At 63.7% G+C, this 14,809-nt stretch carries 13 protein-coding genes; 3 read left to right on the forward strand and 10 right to left on the reverse strand.

The window, feature by feature from the left end:
• Positions 1–3 precede the first annotated feature (3 nt).
• The 9 genes from mraY to ACBG85_RS16685 form a co-directional block, all read right to left on the reverse strand.
• On the reverse strand, positions 4–1,086 hold the full coding sequence (gene mraY, locus ACBG85_RS16645; protein WP_003941699.1) for a phospho-N-acetylmuramoyl-pentapeptide-transferase: 1,083 nt from the start codon (positions 1,084–1,086) through the stop codon (positions 4–6).
• Positions 1,083–2,642, reverse strand: coding sequence for a UDP-N-acetylmuramoyl-tripeptide--D-alanyl-D-alanine ligase (gene murF, locus ACBG85_RS16650; RefSeq protein WP_372024062.1), 1,560 nt, complete (start codon positions 2,640–2,642; stop codon positions 1,083–1,085). The genes mraY and murF overlap by 4 nt, the downstream gene beginning before the upstream one ends.
• Complete coding sequence (locus tag ACBG85_RS16655) at positions 2,639–4,273, reverse strand: UDP-N-acetylmuramoyl-L-alanyl-D-glutamate--2,6-diaminopimelate ligase (protein ID WP_042921840.1); 1,635 nt, start codon at positions 4,271–4,273, stop codon at positions 2,639–2,641. Before ACBG85_RS16655 ends, murF begins: the two co-directional genes overlap by 4 nt.
• A 183-nt stretch (positions 4,274–4,456) precedes the next feature.
• Positions 4,457–6,331 (reverse strand): penicillin-binding protein 2, encoded by a 1,875-nt coding sequence (locus ACBG85_RS16660; protein WP_003941764.1) that lies wholly within the window; start codon positions 6,329–6,331, stop codon positions 4,457–4,459.
• Positions 6,328–6,972: a hypothetical protein gene (locus ACBG85_RS16665; RefSeq protein WP_050655308.1), complete on the reverse strand. Its 645-nt coding sequence runs from the start codon at positions 6,970–6,972 to the stop codon at positions 6,328–6,330. Before ACBG85_RS16665 ends, ACBG85_RS16660 begins: the two co-directional genes overlap by 4 nt.
• Positions 6,969–7,982 carry a 16S rRNA (cytosine(1402)-N(4))-methyltransferase RsmH gene (rsmH, locus tag ACBG85_RS16670; protein WP_007730079.1) on the reverse strand — a complete coding sequence of 338 codons (1,014 nt, stop codon included), beginning with the start codon at positions 7,980–7,982 and terminating at the stop codon, positions 6,969–6,971. Before rsmH ends, ACBG85_RS16665 begins: the two co-directional genes overlap by 4 nt.
• Positions 7,983–8,172: 190 nt before the next feature.
• Positions 8,173–8,604 carry a division/cell wall cluster transcriptional repressor MraZ gene (mraZ, locus tag ACBG85_RS16675; RefSeq protein ID WP_003941779.1) on the reverse strand — a complete coding sequence of 144 codons (432 nt, stop codon included), beginning with the start codon at positions 8,602–8,604 and terminating at the stop codon, positions 8,173–8,175.
• 557 nt (positions 8,605–9,161) lie between these two features.
• On the reverse strand, positions 9,162–9,608 hold the full coding sequence (locus ACBG85_RS16680) for a DUF3040 domain-containing protein (protein WP_003941660.1): 447 nt from the start codon (positions 9,606–9,608) through the stop codon (positions 9,162–9,164).
• A gap of 237 nt (positions 9,609–9,845) precedes the next feature.
• Positions 9,846–10,397, reverse strand: a complete 552-nt coding sequence (locus ACBG85_RS16685) for an SAV_6107 family HEPN domain-containing protein (protein ID WP_232329871.1) — start codon at positions 10,395–10,397, stop codon at positions 9,846–9,848.
• 147 nt (positions 10,398–10,544) lie between these two features.
• On the opposite strand from ACBG85_RS16685, the gene ACBG85_RS16690 reads away from it, so the two are divergent.
• From ACBG85_RS16690 to ACBG85_RS16700, 3 genes are all read left to right on the forward strand, one after another.
• Positions 10,545–11,150: an N-acetyltransferase gene (locus ACBG85_RS16690; RefSeq protein ID WP_003941672.1), complete on the forward strand. Its 606-nt coding sequence runs from the start codon at positions 10,545–10,547 to the stop codon at positions 11,148–11,150.
• Complete coding sequence (locus ACBG85_RS16695) at positions 11,147–12,745, forward strand: NAD(P)/FAD-dependent oxidoreductase (protein ID WP_042452826.1); 1,599 nt, start codon at positions 11,147–11,149, stop codon at positions 12,743–12,745. The genes ACBG85_RS16690 and ACBG85_RS16695 overlap by 4 nt, the downstream gene beginning before the upstream one ends.
• Before the next feature lie 70 nt (positions 12,746–12,815).
• Positions 12,816–13,610: a hypothetical protein gene (locus ACBG85_RS16700; RefSeq protein WP_064444269.1), complete on the forward strand. Its 795-nt coding sequence runs from the start codon at positions 12,816–12,818 to the stop codon at positions 13,608–13,610.
• Positions 13,611–13,658: 48 nt separating this feature from the next.
• Here ACBG85_RS16700 and ACBG85_RS16705 read toward each other — a convergent pair whose 3' ends face one another.
• Positions 13,659–14,648 (reverse strand): methylenetetrahydrofolate reductase, encoded by a 990-nt coding sequence (locus ACBG85_RS16705; protein ID WP_003941803.1) that lies wholly within the window; start codon positions 14,646–14,648, stop codon positions 13,659–13,661.
• Between the last annotated feature and the right edge of the window lie 161 nt (positions 14,649–14,809).

Raw genomic sequence — 14,809 nt, forward strand, 5'->3', positions numbered from 1 at the left:
TTTTCAGCCTCCGAGCGCTGCGAGGTATTCGCTGTAGAAGAGTGCCAATCCGATAGCCGACGCAATAGCCGCCAGCAACCAGAATCTGATGATGACCGTGGTTTCAGCCCACCCGGCGAGTTCGAAGTGGTGATGGAACGGCGCCATTCGGAAGACCCGCCGTCGGCTGGACCGGAACACCGCTACCTGGATCACCACCGACGCGGCCTCCGCGACGAACAGTGCACCGATGACCACCATCAACAGTTCCGTGCTGGTGGTGATCGACAATCCGGCGAGCATGCCGCCGAGGGCAAGTGAACCAGTGTCGCCCATGAAGATCTTGGCGGGTGCGGCATTCCACCAGAGGAAACCGATGCACGCGCCGGCGCCGGCCGCGCAGAGCACCGCGAGATCGAGCGGGTCTCGGACGTCGTAGCAACCCTTACCGGGATTCGTCTCGCACGAGTAGCGGAACTGCCAGAACGTGATGATGACGTAGGCGCCGAGAACGAAACTCATCGCACCGGCGGCCAATCCGTCGAGGCCGTCGGTCAGGTTGACGGCATTGGACCAGGCGCTGACCAGTAGGTAGCAGAAGGCGATGAAGACCACGGACCCGAGTGAGACGGTGGCGATGTCGCGGACGTACGACAGATGAACACTGCCCGGAGTCAGCCCGTCGTCACCGCGGAACTGAAGGGCCAAAATTCCGAAGGCAATGGCAGCGACGAACTGGCCGACCAGCTTCGCTGTCTTGTTCAGTCCCAGATTGCGCTGCTTGCGGATCTTGATGAAGTCGTCGAGGAAACCGACTCCACCGAGCGCGGTGGTCAGACCGAGAACGAGTAGGCCGGACGCCGATGGCCCCTCCGCGTTGTCCATGCCGAGACCGATGAGGTGTGAGCCGAGATAGCCGGCCCAGATTCCGGTCAGGATCGCGACGCCGCCCATTGTCGGCGTGCCGCGCTTGGCCTGGTGACTGGCTGGACCTTCGGTTCGGATCTCCTGCCCGAAACCTTGTTTCGAGAACGCCTTGATCAGAATCGGCGTGAGCATGATGGAGACCGCCAGCGCGATGCCTGCGGCGAGAAGAATCTGGATCACTGCGAATCCCCGCCGTTCTCGCCATCGGTGTTCGCGTCACCGGTGTTGTCGCTGGGCGTTGCGGCCAGAATCGCTTCGGCGACCGTCCACAGTTCAACCGACTTGGACGCCTTCACCAGGACGAGATCGCCCGGTTCGAGTTCCGCTTCGAGAATGGCGATTGCCGCAGCTGCGTCGGGCACGACGACGGACTCGTCACCCCACGACCCCTCCATCACTGCTCCTTGATGCATCGCACGCGAGGTGCGGCCCGTCCCGACGACGATCAACTTGCTGACATCGAGTCTGACGGCCAGGCGACCGATCGCGTCGTGCTCGACAACTGATTCCGGTCCGAGCTCACCCATCTCTCCGAGCACAGCCCAGCTACGGCGACCGAAGTGCCGATCCGATCGCGCCATGGACACCAACGCTTTGAGGGCGGCGCGCATGGAATCGGGATTGGCGTTGTAACTGTCGTTGACGACGGTGACGCCGTCGGCGCGCTCGGTGACTTCCATCCGCCTCGCGGACGCTGCCTTCGTGCCCTCGAGGACACGCGCGATGTCTGCAACCGCGAGGCCGTTCTCGAGTGCGACGGCCGCCGCGGCCAGGGCGTTGCTCACGTGGTGTTCGCCGTGAACGGCCAGGCGAATACGTGCAGAACCCTGTGAACAGTTCAGTGTGAAGGAAGCCCTGGCCTGGTCGTCGACAACCACGTCGGTCGCCCGAACGTCGCAGTCTTCGGACTGACCGACGAATACGATCCGGGCCTTGGTTCGACTCGCCATTGCGGCGACCATGCGGTCGTCGGCGTTGAGGACCGCAACTCCACCGTCGGCTGCCGACGGGAGTGCTTCCACCAGTTCACCTTTGGCGACCGCGATCGCTTCACGCGAACCGAACTCACCGAGATGGGCAGTGCCCACATTGAGAACTACGCCGATCTTCGGCGGCGCGATCTTCGTCAGTTCGCCGACATGACCGACCCCACGGGCCGACATCTCGAGAACGAGGAAGCGGGTCCTCTCGTCGGCGCGGAGCACTGTCCACGGCAGACCTAATTCGTTGTTGAACGACCCGGGGGGCGCAACCACCTCGCCGCACTCGCGCAGCAGCGCTGCTATCAGATCCTTGGTCGAGGTCTTGCCGGCAGAACCGGTGACACCGACCAGCGTCAGTCCACCATCGGCCGGTGTGCCATCAGTTGCCAGTTCGTCGACGACTGCTCGGGCCAGAAGGCCGAGGGCATGCAGGACCGCGGCTCCGGACCCGTCGGTGTCGTGTTCGAGCAGCATCACTGCACTGGGACCGTCGTTCGGCACCGATGGAACGACAATTGCCGGAACTCCGACCGGCCGCGCCGCGAGCACCGCCACAGCGCCCGCTGCCACCGCCGCTTCCGCGTGATCATGACCGTCGACACGCGCTCCGGGTAGGGCGAGGAAGAGCCCACCTGGAGATACTTTGCGCGAATCGAATTCGACGGTTCCAGTCACCTGCGTCGACGAATCGTCGACGTCGTGCAGGGTTCCTCCGACGATCTCGGCGATCCGAGAGAGCGTCATCGGGATCATTGCTTGCCTCCATGTGCTGTGTTGATCGCGAATCGGCCGATCATTTCGCCCAACACCTCGCGGTCGTCAAACGGGTGTTTGACCCCGTCGATTTCTTGACCTACTTCGTGGCCTTTGCCTGCCACCAGGACGACATCTCCTGGCTGTGCCCACCGGACTGCTTGCTCGATCGCGGCGGCCCGGTCCCCCACTTCGCGAACCTCGCCGCGTTCGGATTCGGGCACGTCCATGGCGCCTTGCATCACCGAAGCGCGAATCTTCGCCGGATCCTCGGTGCGTGGGTTGTCGTCGGTGACGATCAGCAGGTCTGCGCCTCGCGCACCCGCTTCACCCATGAGTGCCCGTTTGCCGGCGTCGCGGTCACCGCCCGCACCGACCACCACGGCCACTCGGCCGGGAACCTGGTTGCGCAGCGTGGCGATCACGGCTTCGAGCGCTGCCGGCTTGTGGGCGTAGTCGACCACGGCGAGAAAGCTCTGCCCCCGGTCGATCCGCTGAACTCGCCCCGGGACGTCCACGGTCCCGAGCGCTCGAACAGCCGCGTCCGGGTCGAGTCCCGCAGCAAAACTGACGGTCAACGCCAGCGCAGCGTTGGCCACGTTGTATCGCCCGGGGAGACGAAGTGAGACTGGCCACGACTGTCCGTCCGGCCCGACCAACTCGAAGGTCTGCGAGCCGTCCTCGGCAACCTCGACTGCGCCGACCGTCCACTCGGCCTCGGCCGTCGAGGTCGAGACCGTGGTCACCGCGTCGCTCTCGTCGGTCGCGGCCAACTCGGCCATCCGTCGACCCCACACGTCGTCGACGCAGACGACGGCATGCTCGGCTCGCACCGTCGACTCAGGATCGAACAACCGAGCCTTGGCCTGGAAGTACTCCTCGAAGTCCCGATGGAAATCCAGGTGGTCCTGCGAAAGATTGGTGAACGCGCCGATGTCGAAGCGGATGCCGTCGACGCGTCCGAGAGCAAGAGCGTGACTGGAGACCTCCATGACGACGGTATCGATCCCCTGCTCTGCCATCACGGCGAACAGAGCATGCAGTTGCGGAGCTTCCGGCGTGGTCAGAGCGCTGGGCACCCGGCGGCCGTCGATTCGAGTCTCGATGGTCCCGACCAGGCCGGGCTTGCGGCCGGCTCCGGCAATCGCAGCTTCGAGCAAGTACGACGTCGTGGTCTTGCCTGATGTACCGGTAATGCCGACGACCTGCATCTTCTCCGAGGGCCGGCCGTAGATTTCCGCGGAGATCTCACCGAGCACATCCCGAGGGTTCGGATGAACGAGAACTGGGACGGACCGGTCAGGCGCCTTGTCCGCGGCCTCGATCAGTTCGAGGCCGGCCTCGTCGGTCAAGATCGCGGTCGCACCGCGCCCCAGAGCGTCGACGGCGAACTGAGCGCCATGGGTCCGTGCACCGGGCAGAGCGGCGAAGAGGTCATCGGTCACGATTCCCTGCGCACGCAGGTCGACGCCCTTGACGACGACCTCCGAGGACTGTGATCCCGGTTGCCCCACCCATTCGAGGCGAGCCCCGGACAGTTCGGAGAGCGCCGTGATCGCGGTAGCAACCGGTTGTGTCGGACGCGTCCCGGGAGCGCCGTCCGAGTTCGACGATTGCAAACGATTCGGCACTGTCACTCGACTCCTGGCAATTGTCGTTGTTCTATCGCGGTCGTTGTCTATGGCGGTCGTTGTCTATGGCGGTCGCAACGCAAGCAAAGTTCGGCGCACTGCGATGAATGAGGTTACTGCGACGTTTGAGATTACCGTGTCCGGGATTCACCCGAAGACCGTGTCGAAACCGACACACCGCAATCAGTCCGCCTGCAACACCAACTTGCGACCGGGGTCCGGCGACATCGGGACACTGTCACGCTGGAGCATCCACGACGCGATGTTGTGGAACAACGGTGCCGCCGACTGACCGCCGCCGCCGTCCACGCCGCGAACCGGTGCGTCGAGCATGATTCCGATCACGAATCGAGGATTGTCCGCAGGCGCGATTCCCGCGAAGGTGATCCAGTAGTTGGAGTTGGAGTAGCACTTGCACGCGGGATCCACCTGCTGCGCGGTCCCGGTCTTTCCACTGACCTGGTATCCCTCGACGCCCGCGGCAACACCGGTTCCTCGTTGGTTGCCGGTGTCTTCCTGAGTGACCGACCGGAACATGTCCCGAACGGTCGCCGCTGTCTGGGCGCTGACCACCTCGACGCCCTCGGGCTGCGGCGTCTCGGTCCGCGTGCCGGAAGAGTCGACAGTCGACTTCACGATCCGCGGAGGAATTCGCACGCCGTCGTTGGCAATGGCCTGGTACATCCCGGTCATCTGCAGGGTTGTCATCGAGAGACCCTGCCCGATCGGCAGGTTCGCGAAGGTTCCGCCGGACCACTGGTCGCGACTCGGAACGCTGCCCGCGCTCTCGCCGGGAAGTCCGACGTCGGTGCGTTGTCCGAGGCCGAACCTGTTCAGCATGTCTGCGTAGCGATCCTCGCCCACTCGCTGAGCGAGCATCAAGGTGCCGACGTTCGAGGACTTTCCGAACACACCGGTAGAGGTGTACGGGGCCACACCGTGATCCCACGCGTCCTTGACTGTGGCACCGGACATCGTGATGCTGCCCGGGACCTGCAGAACTTCGTCCGGAGTTGTCTTACCGTCCTCGATGGCCGCTGCTGCGGTGACGATCTTGTTCACCGATCCGGGCTCGAACGGCGTACTGACCGACGGATTGCCCATTTCGGCTGTCGGCGCGTTCTTGTCGATGCCGATTGCGGGGTTGAAGGTGCTGTCGTTGGACATGGCCAACACCTGTCCCGTCTTGGAGTCCATGACCACAACCGAAGCGTTCTTTGCGCCCGACTTGTCCTTGGCGATCTGGACCTGCTGCTGAACGTAGAACTGGAGGTCCGAATCGATGGTCAGCTCGACACCCGAACCGTTGACTGCCGGTTGCTTGTCACGCCAGCTACCGGGGATCACAGCGCCGTCGGAACCGCGGTCGTACGTTTCGGATCCATCGGTTCCGGCGAGCGTGGAGTCCATCGAATCTTCGAGACCGAGCAAACCGTGCCCGTCCCAGCCGGTCGCGCCGACGAGATTCGCGGCCAGAGAGCCACCGGGGTACTCGCGGATGTCCTGACGCTCGAGGCCGACCTCCCGGAACTTGTCCGAGATCTCGGCAGCAACCGCCGGATCCACGCTGCGCGCGAGGTACGTGAAAGTCTCGTTGCTGTTCATCTTCTGAAGCAGATCTTTTTCCGGAACGGTATCGCCGAGCTTGGCGTGGATTCCGGCGGCGATCTCGGCGAGGCGATCGCTCACTTCCGGCGCCTGCTTGTCACCCTCGGCGCCCTGCTCGATGCTCTTGGCGCGCGCTTCCTCGAGTTCCTTGCGTACCCGCACCGGCTGGAAAGTCAGCGCCTTGGCTTCCATGGTGAAGGCGAGGGGGTTTCCGTTGCGATCGGTTATCGAGCCACGTACAGCCGGATCGACCTGGGTCGTGGTTCGTTGATTGGCAGATTCCGCAGCCAGACTCGGCGCGTCGATTCCCTGAATCCACAAGAGCTGCAATGCCGCAACGGCGAGCGCACCACACATGGTGATACGACCGACTCGCTGACGAAACGGAAATGAGGCGGTGGCCGAGCGGCGCGGACGCCGACCGGGGTTGTTACGGGAGTTCTGACTCACCGACGTTCCTCAGGCGGAGCAGGCACCGCCGTCGTGGTGGCGGGTGCTGTCGTCGTGGGGATCACAGGAACCAATTGTTCACTCTGCGCGAGGTTTCGCGTGTTATTCGGAACGCTCGGCGTGGCTCCGGGAGCAACCGGCGTTGTGGTGCGCGGGGGTGTCGCAGTCGGTGCGGGCACCGATGCGGGCGCATCGAGCGGAGGCATAGCTCCGGCAGTCGCGGGAGTCGGCGTTCCGACGACCTCGACCGAACCGTCCGGATGAACTACCAGTCGTGCAGGGTCCTTGGCGGGGACCATGCCGAGAGCGCTTGCCTGATTTGCCAACTCCGGAGCCGAGTTACGCGACTGGAAGTCACGTTCGAGCGCTGCTTTCTGCTCGACCAAAGACTGGTTGTATGCACGTGCATCACTGAGTTGGTACGAATCCTCGGCAGCGCGAGTGGTCAGCAGCAGAGTCACCGCGAGACCGATGGACAGAAGTCCGATGACGGAGGCCACGAACGGCACTCTCCCCTTGAGCATCGCCCGAGGAGAGATAGACGGGCCGGCAGCAGCGACAGTTCCGGTCCGGCCTGCCGCCCGTGCGGTGCGCTTGTCGTATGCACGTTGCGCTGCACCGGATTTGCCCTGACGACTCATGCCCGCCTCCTGGAAATGCGTTCTGCGGCACGCAAACGCACCGGAGCTGATCGTGGGTTCTCTTCGATTTCCTGCTCTGACGCACGTTCTGCGCCACGGGTGAGAATGCGGAACTCCGGTCCCATACCCGGCAACTCGACCGGTAGTCCTTCAGGACTGGTGGACTTCGAGCGGGGAACCAACTCCGCCTTCACAACTCGATCCTCGAGCGACTGGTAGGACATGAACACCACTCGCCCACCGACTGCCAGTGCGTCGAGCCCGGCAGGAACGGCTGCACGAAGCGAATCCAACTCGGCATTGACTTCGATCCGCAGCGCTTGGAAGGTGCGCTTGGCCGGGTGTCCCCCCGTACGCCGCGTGGCTGCCGGGATTGTTCGGTACAGCAATTCGACCAGAGCTGCACTGGTGGTGAAGGGTTCACGCTCACGCTGCCGAAGGATCTCGGACGCAATCTTTCCCGCGAACCGTTCTTCGCCGTACGTGCTCAGAATGCGAGCAAGGTCGCCGTGACTGTAGGTGTTCAGGACCTCTGCCGCGGTCAGCCCGACCGTCTGATCCATCCGCATGTCGAGAGGAGCGTCGATCGAGTACGCAAAACCTCGGTCGGCTTCGTCCAACTGCATCGACGACACACCCAGATCGAAAAGGATCGCGTGAACCGACTCCGTCGACGGCAGACCTGCCTGTTCGAGCGCGTCCTCGATCCCGTCGTACGTGGTGTGCACGAACGTCGTTCGGTCCGCGAATGGCGCCAGACGCTCGGAAGCGATCCGGAGTGCGTTGGTGTCGCGATCGAGACCGATGAGGTGAAGGCCCGGGTACTTGCCCAGGAAGAATTCGGAGTGGCCACCGAGCCCCAACGTCGCATCGATCATGTATGCGCCCGCTCCACCGTCACCGACGGCGGTGATGGCAGGGCCGAGAAGATCGTCGGCGCGGTGCAGAAGTACAGGGACGTGCGCGAAGCCATCGGCATCCGAGGGTTCGTTCACCTCGTGATCCACCATGATTGCTCCGGCTCCTACTTTCATGATTTCCGATGACTTTTCGAAAAGGTGCTGACTTTCCGAGAAGGCGATGACTGTTCGAGAAGGCGAATGCTTCGAGGTCCCTGCCCGAAGGAGAACCTGGCGCTGGGGAAGTGCGTCAGGGTCTTTCCGGGCAGAGGCCTCGCGGCATTCGCCGGGGGCTCTTCGCCTAGACGATCTCGCTGAGAGATTCGCCTGTTGCCTGCGAATAGTCCTCTTCGTTGTCTCCGAGATACCTCTCCCAGGCTGCTAGATCCCAGATCTCGAGGTAATCGACGGAGCCGGTCACTACGCATTCCTTGGACAGGTTTGCGTAACGCCGATGATCAGCCGAGAGGGTGATTCGCCCCTGGGCATCGGCGTGCTGTTCATCTGTGCCGGCGGCCAGAGCACGGACATACGCCCGAGCTGCCGGATCATTGCGTGGAGCTGCCGCTGCCTTTCGAGCAAGCTTGACGAACTCGTCCCGGGGGTAGATGGCGAGGCTGTGATCCTGACTCTTGGTGATCATCAATCCTCCTGCCAGTTCGTCTCGGAACTTTGCCGGCAACGTGAGCCGACCTTTGTCGTCGAGCTTCGGCGTGAAGGTACCGAGGAACACTCGACACCTCCTGCGAGCTTGCGCTGAAACCCTCCCTATCGAGCGGATCGTGCTTCAGCTCTCCGCCCGAACCCACAGTACCCCACTTTCCCCCACAAACAAGGAGCACATGGTCCCTATTCAGCATCATTTGCTGATAAATAGCAGGTCAGCGCAGGTGGGGAGACGTGGGGGAAATTTGTAACCGTGTCCCGGCCCACACCGCCGTCAGATCGACCCTTTACGCCACGATCTGTTGCTCCCCCACACAAAATCGCAGTACAAGCGCGGTTTTCGAATAGACGTGAGCGGGACGAGGTCTGGTCGTGCGTTGCAGTTCGACCAGGGTGGAGGAAAGTGGAGGGCCGAGTGGAGCGAAGTGGAGGAAGCCCGCGGGCATGCCCTGAGGCAGCAGGGAGTGGCGAGTGATTCGCTCGCACGTCACTGATTCACTCGATGGATTGCCGGCGCACACGTACAACACCCACAGCAACGGCGTGTGGTCGTCCGTGCCCTGAAGAGGGCGTCACGTCCGAACTGCATCACTCTCGAAGTACGCCCGAAGAAGGGCGGGAGAGCTAGTCCTGCTCGAACCTGCGTTTGAATCGATCTTCCATCCGCGACGAGAATCCACCGCCGGACTTCCGGCCGCGTCCCCGCCCGGATCCGCCGGCACTACCCCTACCCGGCGGACCGGAGGGATGATTGCCACCTTCGGAAGCGGAGTCGGCGGCCGGCGCAGACTTACGTCCACCACCCCAGAGGAACAACACCCCTGCGCCGAACATGAACAAGAAACCGAACAGGCTGATGATCGGAAAACCGCCCGGCTTGAGCGGGAGTGCAACCCCCGCGATCAGCAGGACCAGACCCAGCACGAATAGAGCCGCTGCTTGGAACCGCCGTCTACTCGACGGCGCCCGCATACGGCCGCCCCTCACATTGGAGGCGAACTTGGGGTCTTCGGCATAGAGAGCGCTCTCGATCTGATCGAGCATGCGCTGCTCGTGCTCGGAGAGTGGCACGGTACCTCCCCCGGCACTGGAAGTTTGGCAACCACCCCACGGTGTGAGGCGGCGGGTAATCAAGTTGGACGATTACCTGTTTTCATAATACGAGCAGTTTAGGTCTCGGACCACCAACTCCGGGTACGAGTTCCGCCACAAGCGTACGTATTCGTGCCGAAGGGCCCCGATTCGGCTCCATTTGCCTGTGCGGACCAGGAAATTCCCCGGAAACAACTGCCGACACGGACCATTTGTTCACGACGCTCGCAAATGCTCGGACGCGTCCTGACCGATGAAATCTTCGACCGCCGTGAGAAAACGGCCGACCTCGGCGAAGAATGCGTCGGAATCGGAGTCCGTGATCACGATCGACACGCCGGTTTCCACGGCCGCACGCGTAGAGGACCACCCTGCGAAGAACTTCGACCACGCTCCGAACGCGGGCGCTGCGGCGTCCATCAGAACCCACGCGTTTCCGCTTCGCTTGCGCCTCGAGCCGGCACCGGCAGGAGCTGCGGCCAACACTGCCCCGGCACCACGTAGGGCCGCCAGGTAGGCACACCGGAACCGGTCGGCAGGATCGCCCGCCCCAATCGCTTCCTCTAAAAGCGCATCCGCCTTCCGGAGCAGCCCCCACGCCACACCGGACTTTCCCACTCGAGCAGTGCGGTCGCTGGCGTCCCTCGCGCCGAAGGACCGCCTCGCCGACATCGGCAATCGAGAAATTGCGGCATCCGACGGACTCGACAACTCGGCAGGAAGAGTTCGTTGGCACTTCACACGTTCAGGCTTCACACGCTCGGACATCGGGGCACCTCCTGCACCGTGAGGATCCAAGACCAGGTGGGCCGGAGATGCCCGCTTCCCTTCGGGCATCTCCGGATCACCCACATCGAACATCTGTTCGACCTATTCAATATAACTGCACCCACCGACACGCCGTCAAGAGAAGAGGTGAGACCGGTCGACCCGCAGATCGCCTGGACACCACATACGGTCGACCTCGATCGCGCAGAATTCGCGAGTCGACTCCACGAGGCACTGGCCGTGTACGTCACCGCGATGGACTATCCGCGAGGAACCGAGTTCCATCGCGCACCGATGTGGCAGGAGCACGCGAACCGGCCTGGCTGGAAGGCCGTCGGCGCATTGGCGGTTCCTCAGCAACCGTCACACGAAAATCTGCCGCTGGTGGGGATCGCTTACGGGTATCGCGGGAGCCCGGACCAGTGGTGGCATCAACAGGTACTGCACGGGCTTCGGCGCTCGGGTCGTCCCCAGAGCGAGATCGACGCGATTCTGAGCGACTACTTCGAACTCACCGAACTCCACGTGCATCCGAACGGACAAGGTCACCGGTTGGGCGAATCGCTCTTGCGTCACCTCCTCGTCGATCGACCCGAACGCAGTGTTCTGTTGTCGACACCCGAGGTGTACGACGAGGACAACCGAGCCTGGCGGCTGTACCGTCGCCTCGGCTTTCGTGACGTGCTCCGCAGATTTCGTTTTGCCGGCGACAACCGGCCGTTCGCAGTCCTCGGCCGTGGACTGCCGCTGTGAGCGCGCTTCTCGACGCCGTCGTCGTCGGCTCCGGACACAACGCGCTCGTATCGGCCGCCTACCTCGCACGCGAGGGTTGGTCGGTCGAGGTTCTGGAGAAGGACACGGTTCTCGGCGGCGCCGTCTCGACCGTCGAGCGATTTCCCGGATACAAGGTGGACCGGGGGTCGTCGGCACACCTCATGATCCGACACAGCGGCATCATCGAGGAACTCGGACTCGGCGCGCACGGACTGCGCTACATCGACTGTGACCCGTGGGCGTTCGCGCCGCCCGCCCCGGGCACCGACGGGCCGGGCATCGTGTTTCACCGCGACCTCGACGCAACCTGCTGGTCCATCGAACGAGCATGCGGGACAAAGGACGCCGACTCCTACCGGCGATTCGTCGCGGTCTGGTCGGAGCGCAGTCGACATGTCATGAAAGCGTTTTCCGCACCGCCCACCGGATCGAACCTGATCGGTGCGTTCGGAGGTCTCGCCACCGCACGCGGCAACAGCGAACTGTCTCGGCAGTTCCTCGCGCCTGGCGACGCACTGCTCGACGAGTATTTCGACAGTGAGGCACTCAAAGCAGCGCTTGCGTGGTTCGGCGCCCAGTCCGGGCCTGCGATGTCGGAACCGGGAACCGCTCCGATGGTCGGCTTCGCGGCCCTCATGCACGTCTTGCCGCCAGGGCGAGCAGTCGGTGGAAGCGGCGCACTGAGTGCTGCGTTGGCCTCCCGGATGGCTGTCGACGGCGCCACGGTCGCGCTCGGTGACGGCGTGACGTCGATCCGTCGAAACTCGAGTCACTGGACCGCCACAACCGAGAGCGGTCGAGAAGTTCACGCTCGCAAGGTAATCGCCGGGTGCCACATCCTGACCACGCTCGACCTCCTGGGCCGAGGGGGCTTCGACCGAACCACGCTCGATCACTGGCGGCGGAAAATCAGGGTCGGCCCCGGCATCGGCGCGGTACTTCGACTGGCGACATCCGCGCTTCCGTCGTACCGCGGCGACGCCACGACACGGGAAAGTACCTCGGGATTGCAATTACTCGTCTCCGATCGCGCACACTTGCGCACTGCACACGGCGCAGCACTGGCGGGGGAACTTCCTCCTCGCCCTGCGGTTCTCGGAATGAGTTTCAGCGGAATCGATCCCACGATCGCCCCGGCCGGGCGGCATCAGGTGACACTGTGGTCGCAGTGGCAGCCGTATCGCCTCAGCGGACATCGCGATTGGGCATCGGTCGCCGAGGCGGAGGCCGACCGGATCGTCGGCGAGATGGAGGCTTTCGCACCCGGGTTCGCCGATTCCGTCCTCGACCGATTCATTCAGACTCCCCGGGACATCGAGTCGGAATTGGGGATGATCGGCGGAAATGTCATGCACGTCGAGATGTCACTCGATCAGATGATGTTGTGGCGACCGCTTCCGGAACTGTCCGGCCATCGCGTTCCGGGAGCAGACGGGTTGTATCTGACCGGAGCATCGACTCATCCCGGTGGCGGTGTGTCCGGAGCCAGTGGTCGCAGTGCGGCTCGAATCGCACTGTCGGACAGCCGCCGCGGCGCGACTCGTCGTTGGATGCGTCGTTCGAGCAGGTCGTGAAGGTCACCCGCCGAACTTCACCCGCCGACACGCCCCCGCCTCGATGACTGGCTACGCCACGGCTGGCACGATGACCACTGTGCAACAGTCCACCGATCCCGCCGCCAAGCCGACCAGTCGGAAACGTTTCCTGACGGTTGCCGCGCTCGCCCTCATGCTTGTTCCCTTGCTTGCCGGGTGCATCCGCGTGCAGGTGTCGATGGGAGTGTCCGCGAACGATCGTGTGACCGGACAGGTGGTAGCTGCCGCTATTCCGGCGAACGAGGCGGACAAGGGTCCGCAGCTGACCCCACCTTCGTCGCTGGAGGACAAGATACGGGTTCAGGAGTACAAGAAGGACGGGTACGTCGGCAGCCAGGCGTTCTTCAGCGACTTGTCCTTCGGTGACGTCGCCCAACTGGGCTCCATGTACGCCGAGGGGTCCGGGTCGTTCCAGATCACCCTCAAGCGATCCGGGGACACCGTCACGCTCGACGGCAAGGCAGACCTGAAGACGGTTCCAACTCAGGGCGCCGACGTCCAGGTCAGCATCGCCTTCCCGGCACGGGTCGGCACGACCAACGGAACACGAGACGGCGATTCCCGGGTGTCGTGGACCTTGCCCGCCGGCGAGGTGTCCACGATGCGCGCCGAGGTCAACTACGCGGACCCAAGCACCCGAAGCTTCGCCGGGTGGGCAGGAATCATGGCCGGGCTGGCGCTCGGTGTCGCGATTGTCGTCGGTGCGATGGCCTGGATGGCGCGCAATCGAGCACCGATCAAGCGCGCGCCCGCCGCGAAAGCACCGGTCATGAAGACGCCTGTCACGAAATCACCTGCCAGCAAGCAAGCTGACAACAAGAATCCGAAAAACACCACGAAGTAGCGCCTGGCGATTGCCCCCCTCGATTGGTGTCGAGCGGGGCAACCGGGATCAGACGGCTTGTGCTGTCCCGACAGAGGTGTCGGGGGTGAGACCGAGTCGCTCGAGGACCTCACTGGTGGCGCGCGCGAAGTTCAACGTGATGAAGTGCAGGCACGGAGCGCCTTCGGCGATCAACCGCTCACCCATCTCGGTGGCCAAATCGATGCCGAGTTCGCGGACCGCTGCACGGTTCTCGTCCGGACCGCTTCCGGCCGCGGCGTCGAATCGACGCTCGAGAGCGGGGGGCAATGACGAGCCCGAGAGCTCGAGCATGCGCCGCACCGAGCGTAGCGACGTCACCGGCATGATCTCCGGGATGATCGGCTTGGCGCCCTGTTCTGCGTCGTACGCACTCACCCGGTCACGAAGACGCAGGTAGTCCTCCACGTCGAAGAACATCTGTGTGATCGAGTACTCGGCGCCGGCACGCAACTTCGACACCAGGTACTTCGTGTCGTATGCCAAGTCCGGAGCACGGTAGTGCCCCTCGGGGAACGATGCGACGCCGACGTGGAAGTCGCCCAGGTCACGGACCATCCGCACGAGTTCCTCGGCGTACTCGACGCCTTCGGGATGCTTCTTCCACTCGCCGAGCGGATCGCCGGGCGGATCGCCGCGCAATACGAGGATGTTGCTGATCCCACGATCGGCGTAGGCACCGACCATGGCGCGAAGCTCTTCGGTGCTGTGTGAGACAGCAGTCAGGTGAGCAACCGGCAGCAGGGTCGTCTCTTCGGCAAGTTCGCCGGTGACACGCACCGTACGATCGCGCGTCGAGCCACCTGCGCCGTAGGTCATCGAGACGAACGCCGGTCCGAGCCGCTCGAAGGTACGCACCGCACGCCACAGGCGCGCTTCGGCGTCCGCGTCACGCGGCGGCGAAAACTCGACCGAGAACGGAATACGGCTACCTGTCGAGGAAGCGATCCGATCGACGATCGACGGTGTTCGGGTGGCCCACCCCTCGCTGGAGCGGCCCCTGACTGGATCGAATGTCACCGGTCAAGCATATGTTTTCCAGCTGCAAACAAGCTCATCGCCCAGTACTGCGTATCCCGAATGTCAGGATCGCGCAGTTCACGGCCCGACCCGCCGTTGATTCCAACCCCTACTAAGCTGGGCTCCAAGCTCGCTTCCGTGTAACCCTCCGGCGCGAGAAC

Source organism: Rhodococcus sp. NyZ502 (genome assembly GCF_041464245.1).
Lineage (GTDB): Bacteria > Actinomycetota > Actinomycetes > Mycobacteriales > Mycobacteriaceae > Rhodococcus_F > Rhodococcus_F qingshengii.

What these genes read in the sequence shown, in the direction of transcription:
- murF (WP_372024062.1), bottom strand. Translation starts at nt 2,642, where the DNA reads ATGATCCCGATGACGCTCTCTCGGATCGCCGAGATCGTCGGAGGAACC.
- ACBG85_RS16665 (WP_050655308.1), bottom strand. Translation starts at nt 6,972, where the DNA reads ATGAGTCGTCAGGGCAAATCCGGTGCAGCGCAACGTGCATACGACAAG.
- rsmH (WP_007730079.1), bottom strand. Translation starts at nt 7,982, where the DNA reads ATGGTGGATCACGAGGTGAACGAACCCTCGGATGCCGATGGCTTCGCG.
- ACBG85_RS16685 (WP_232329871.1), bottom strand. Translation starts at nt 10,397, where the DNA reads ATGTCCGAGCGTGTGAAGCCTGAACGTGTGAAGTGCCAACGAACTCTT.
- ACBG85_RS16700 (WP_064444269.1), top strand. Translation starts at nt 12,816, where the DNA reads ATGACCACTGTGCAACAGTCCACCGATCCCGCCGCCAAGCCGACCAGT.